A 5668-nucleotide genomic window follows, 5' to 3' on the forward strand; every position below is an offset into this window, starting at 1 on the left:
GCCCAGTGAAACGACGGATCCTCGCAACGTAAAATCATGCAGTTAGGCCTCATGAGAAAAGTGTACACCTGAGATGACAAGCATTTTCAACCAAAACTGGCATGGAAAAACAGCATGATTACCTATTATTCAACAAAGCCCCGTAGGCGCGGTAGTTGTTGGTGGCGATCAGGAACGTCATCTTGGGATCGATGGGTTTACCCTAGTAGGTCAAATTAACGATGCGCTCGGCGTTGGGATTACGCGGCGCGCACTCCCCGTCGTAACGTGCAGGTTGTGCCACATCGATCTGGTAATTGACACCGTCAATCACATCAAAGTTATAGGTGCGGAAACCGTCCCAGTTAATCAGGGATTGTGGTGACTTGCTGTGAACATCGATTTGATTAAACTGGCCCGCAGAGCACTCCAGCCACTCTTTCACCTGCTGCCCGTTCACTTTCACTACCACCAGCGTATTGGGGTAGAGATAGAGATCGGAGGCGTTACGGAACGTCAGCTCACCCTTTTCCACTTCCACATAGCTATTCGGATCGTTCTTTCTGCCGCCCGCTTTAAACGGTGCGGCGGCGGAAAGCACCGGAATATCTGCCAGATCGGGGTCGCACTGAATAAAGTGCTGCACATAAGCGCGCTGCGCGTTATTGACGATCTGCACGGTGGGGTCATCCTGAACCAGTGACAGATAGCTGTACATGTTGTCAGCGGCTTTACCGATGGGTTTGCCGACAAAGGTGCGCGTTTGCTGATGCGCGTCGGACAGCACGTTCACCAATTCTTTATCCGCGTCGGCACGCTATTGTTTTTGCGCCTTGTCGAAAATAGGGCGCGCTTGAGCTTTCCCCTGCGTCACCTGCCATTGGCCACTGTCATTGTTGACCACTAAATCAACAATACCCAGATGATCGCCCCATTGGCCGGGCATCACGGCGGGAATACCGTCCAAGGTGCCCTGCGCAATATCACTGCCGGGAATAGCGGCAAAATCTTTGCTGGGGAACACGGCGTGAGCATTGCCGAACAGAATGGCATTGATGCCCGGTATCTGGCTCAGGTAGTACACTGAGTTCTCTGCCATGGCCTTGTACGGCTCGCCAGAAAGGCCGGAGTGGGGGATTGCAACCACAATATCCGCACCTTTCTGCCGCATTTCGGGCACCCACTTCTTCGCGGTTTCGGTTATGTCGGCCACTGTCACTTTGCCGCTCAGGTTGACCTTATCCCACACCATGATTTGCGGCGGTACAAAACCGATATAACCGATGCGTAAAGTATGAGTCTTACCATCGCGATCCTTTACCGGTGTGTCCTTGATTAGATAAGGCGTGAAAAGCGGTTTGCCGATTTTCGCATCGAGCACGTTGGCGTTTACGTAAGGGAAAGCAGCACCGGACAGCGCTTTGTGCAGATAATCCAAACCGTAGTTGAATTCATGGTTGCCGATGTTGCCGACCGCATAGTCGAGCCGGTTCATGGCGAGATAAACCGGATGCACCTCCCCCTGTTGCAGCCCCTTGGCAGCCATGTAATCGCCCAGTGTGCTGCCCTGGATCAAGTCGCCGTTATCCACAAGAACGCTGTTAGTGGCCTCCTGACGCGCGCCGTGAATCAAGCTGGCGGTGCGTACCAGACCGAATTTATCGGTGGGGGTATCTTTGTAATAATCAAAATCCATCATATTGCTGTGCAGATCGGTGGTTTCCAAAATGCGCAGATCGACGGTGGCAGCGTACAGTGTGGTGGTAACAAACAGGGCCACTAAACCTGGCGCGAGCGCGTGCTTCATATAGCCTGACTCCTTCATGTTGGCGTTGCACTTGGATTTGATACTCATAAAGTATCCTACCAAAGGAAGTAAATTGGCATAGAATCATGACAGGTCAGTGGCGCATCTCACTCTTTTGACAAAGAATAGGTCCGTTACTGCGTTGTGTTGTGTACACAGTGGGCACCAGAAAGACGAGGTTCATTATGTTGGAACAAATTTGCCAGTTGGCGCGTGACGCCGGTGCCGCCATCATGCAGGTGTATGATGGCGAACGCCCTGTCGATATCGCGCATAAAAAAGATGCGTCTCCTGTGACCGCAGCGGATTTTGCGGCGCATCACACCATCAAGCAGGGATTGGCGCAGATGTTTGCCGATATTCCCCTGTTGTCGGAAGAAGATCCGCCAGCCTGGGAGGTCCGCAAGCATTGGCAGCGCTACTGGCTGGTAGACCCGCTGGATGGCACCAAAGAGTTTCTTAACCGTAACGGCGAGTTCACCGTGAATATCGCGCTGATTGAAAATGGCGCGCCGGTGCTAGGCGTAGTGTATGTGCCGGTTACCGGAGTCATGTATGCGGCATCGGGGGGAAAAGCGTGGAAAGAGGTGGAAGGCGTGCGCCGTTTGATCAGTGTTAACCATGCGCACCCGCCGCTGGTGGTAGTGAGCCGCTCTCATCTGGACGCAGAGTTAAAAGACTATTTGCTTCAGCTTGGTGAACACCAGACGTTTGCGATTGGATCTTCGCTCAAATTTTGTCTGGTGGCGGAAGGCAAAGCACAACTGTATCCGCGTTTCGGGCCGACTAACGTGTGGGACACCGCCGCCGGGCACGCTGTCGCTGCGGCTGCCGGTGCACAGGTACATGACTGGCAGGGAAAAACCCTTAATTATGTGCCGCGTGAATCCTTTCTCAATCCAGGGTTTCGCGTGTCGTTGTTTTGATGTGCGTAGCGGTATGAGCGAGGCAGGCGTGGTGAGACGATCGTTCACGCCTGTTCTCTCTGCCGAGCGTTATTCTTTCAACAACTGTGGCAGCAGGTTCATTACTTGCTGCACGTCTTGCGCACTGAGCGCCCCGTCTTTGACATAGCGCACCTAGCCGCGCTTATCCAGAACCACGATCGCTGAACTTTTCTGCTCTAACTGCTAGGCTTTGCGGACGTTGCCGTTACTGTCGACGATAACCTGCGACCAGGGAAAGGTTTTTTTACTCTCTTCAAGACTGCTACGAACAAACGGGCCAGTGCAGATGATGGCGTCGTAGGTATTGACGATTGTCGTCGTTTGGTAATATTCACGCGCTAGATTAGAGGCCTTGATGGCACTTATCAGCGGATCGTTCATCTCTTTGGCCGATGTCCTACCTGCAATGTGCTGGATGACGCGTACCTTTCCCACGAGCTGTGCGCTGTTCCAGTTCTGGTAGCTAACCTGTTGGTTTTGATACATCAGTTCCCCTTTATCGGCAATGCCAGTGGTGTGAAAGGTACTGTTGAGCGTAAGGTTGTGCGCCATGCAGGGCAGCGCCAACAGGGTACACAAGCTAAGCAGGGCTATTCGCAGACGCAGCGTCGAGGTGTGGCAGGCAATCATAACGTGTCCTCTGGTAGAAAGCGGCGAAGGTTACGCGAAACCGTTGCTTAAACGTAGAGGAAGATATCTGGTCTGTCCTGTCTGAAATGTGATCTATATTCACAATTTTTGTTACGTAAAGGTAAAAATAAAACTATACTGAACGATAACGGAACTATCTTATAACAGTCTGAAAACCCAGTGAATTATGCTGTTTTTTTGTGTGGAACTAAATGCCATCTGGCGACACTAATAGTTAGGCGTTCTTTTAACGCATGATTTTATACCCCAGCTTGGGGCCGAAGAGAAAAATGAAAACGGGAGGAGAGATACAATGCGGATCTTCGAACGTTACAACCCGTTAAAAGTTGCGAAGTACGTGAAAACGCTGTTTCGTGGCCGGTTGTATATCAGAGGCATCGGTGCTTTCGAGTTTGATTACGGCAAAATATTACTGCCGAAAACCCAAGACAAACGGCATTTGCTGGTGATGTCTGAGGTGAACCGTCAGGTGATGCGGCTGCAAGCCGACATGGGCTAACGGTTTGAGAGGAATGCTGCTGCAGCCAGTGATGGGCAGCAGCAACGGGCCAGCGGTTCAGGCTGGCGCAGGTTGAAGACTAGCTTTTAGGTTCTGCCGCAGGTTCTGCATCGGCAATTGCCGCAGACGCTACGTTCTTCTCTTCAAGACGAGTGACCAGCAACTGGTCAATCTTGTAGCTGTCGATATCCACCACTTCAAATTTGTGGCCTGCAAAACAGACAGAATCGGTACGTTTCGGTATCTTGCGCAGCGTATACATCATAAAGCCGCCGATGGTTTCGTAATTGTCAGAATGGGGAAAATCGTCGATATCCAGCGCACGCATCACGTCTTCAATCGGCGTGCCGCCATCAATGAGCCACGATTTTTCATCACGCGCTACAATCTGTTCTTCCATGCCCTGACCAACCATATCGCCCATCAGCGTGGTCATCACATCGTTCAGGGTGATAATGCCGACCACCAGTGCATATTCGTTCAGGATCACCGCGAAATCTTCGCCCGCAGCTTTAAAGCTTTCCAGCACTTCCGACAGTGTCAGCGTATCGGGCACGATCAGCGCGGTGCGGATTTGAATACCGCCGTTGGGCGCCAGGCTCTGGTTGCCCAGCACACGGTTGAGCAGATCCTTGGAGTCAACATAACCGACGACCTGGTCGATATTGCCGTTGCACACCAGAAATTTGGAGTGTGGTTGTTGGGCAATCTTCTCTTTTATTTGCGCTTCGTCTTCGTGCAGATCGAAAAAGACCACGCTTTCCCGCGGTGTCATCGACGAGGGCACCGTGCGAGATTCCAGCTCAAAGACGTTTTCAATCAATTCATGCTCTTGCTTACGTAGCACGCCCGCCAGCGCCCCAGCTTCCACCACTGCGTAAATGTCATCGGAGGTGATGTAGTCGTTGCGTACCATAGGCAGTTTGAGCAAACGAAAGATCACATTCGACAGTCCGTTAAAAAACCACACTAACGGACGGAAAAAGAACGGTCAGAAGCGCATGGGATTGATAATCCGGATAGCAACGGCTTCCGGTGTCGTCATGCCAATGCGTTTCTGCGTTAAGTCGCCTAACAGAATAAACAGACTGGTTACCAGCACAAAGGAACAGGCAAAACTGACGGAATCGGCCATTTCTGGCGTCATAAAGCGTTGGAAAAAAACGGTGAAATAGGGAGAGAACGCTTGGTCGCCTATGATACCGGCCAGAATGGCCACGGCGTTAATACCGATTTGAATAACGGTAAAAAAGATACAGGGAGTTTCTTGGAGCTTTAATACCATGGCGGCGTTGAGATTATCCTCATCGGCCATCTGTTTAAGTTTTATTTTGCGTGAAGCGGCCAGTGATATCTCGGACAACGAGAAAAACGCACTGAGTGCGATCAGAAGAACTATCAGTAATAAACTGTTTAACATATGTTTTCCGGCCGCCGTGGCCAGATCCTCAGGAAGGTCATGAATGCATGAATAGTAATAATCACATTAGATGACAGAATGAATAACGCCGCCGTAACGGCCGTAACGGATGTCAGGCTGCGCAAGCATTATAACGGTGTTGATGGGCCATTTGGCAAGCATGGTGTAAAATACGAGCAATTTATCAGGCGTTGGGGTCGTGTATTCAATATGTTGATTGCAGCGTGAAATGTCCGGTTTTTGATGTGGAATACAGTGGCTAAAGTTGATGTAAGATGCCCGTTTTGTGAACAGACATCTCCTGTGAAAAAACACGGTTATGGCAAAAGTGGCCATCAGCGTTACCGTCGTCAGTCATGCAAACA

3 protein-coding genes and 3 pseudogenes are annotated in these 5668 nt (G+C 51.0%); 3 read left to right on the forward strand and 3 right to left on the reverse strand.

Features of this window, described 5'->3' with window-relative positions; genetic code table 11:
• Nucleotides 1-139 precede the first annotated feature (139 nt).
• A pseudogene (locus QZ506_RS10940) lies at nt 140-1786 on the reverse strand (bifunctional 2',3'-cyclic-nucleotide 2'-phosphodiesterase/3'-nucleotidase); the annotation flags it as partial.
• A 185-nt stretch (nt 1787-1971) separates the two neighbouring features.
• On the opposite strand from QZ506_RS10940, the gene cysQ reads away from it, so the two are divergent.
• Nucleotides 1972-2712 (forward strand): 3'(2'),5'-bisphosphate nucleotidase CysQ, encoded by a 741-nt coding sequence (cysQ, locus tag QZ506_RS10945; protein WP_291971053.1) that lies wholly within the window; start codon nt 1972-1974, stop codon nt 2710-2712.
• 69 nt (nt 2713-2781) lie between these two features.
• Here cysQ and QZ506_RS10950 read toward each other — a convergent pair.
• Nucleotides 2782-3363 (reverse strand): annotated as a pseudogene (locus tag QZ506_RS10950) (YtfJ family protein).
• Between the two features lie 313 nt (nt 3364-3676).
• Between QZ506_RS10950 and QZ506_RS10955 the strand changes: the two are divergent.
• Nucleotides 3677-3883 carry a DUF1107 domain-containing protein gene (locus tag QZ506_RS10955; RefSeq protein ID WP_291971055.1) on the forward strand — a complete coding sequence of 69 codons (207 nt, stop codon included), beginning with the start codon at nt 3677-3679 and terminating at the stop codon, nt 3881-3883.
• Nucleotides 3884-3962: 79 nt separating this feature from the next.
• Here QZ506_RS10955 and QZ506_RS10960 read toward each other — a convergent pair.
• Nucleotides 3963-5303: pseudogene (locus QZ506_RS10960) on the reverse strand (hemolysin family protein).
• A 255-nt stretch (nt 5304-5558) separates the two neighbouring features.
• Between QZ506_RS10960 and QZ506_RS10965 the strand changes: the two are divergent.
• Nucleotides 5559-5668 (forward strand): IS1 family transposase (locus QZ506_RS10965; protein WP_367272994.1); only part of this gene is annotated, 110 nt, incomplete at its 3' end.

Origin of the sequence: Candidatus Symbiopectobacterium sp., from assembly GCF_020054415.1 — a bacterium.
In the GTDB taxonomy this organism is placed as follows: Bacteria; Pseudomonadota; Gammaproteobacteria; order Enterobacterales; family Enterobacteriaceae; genus Symbiopectobacterium.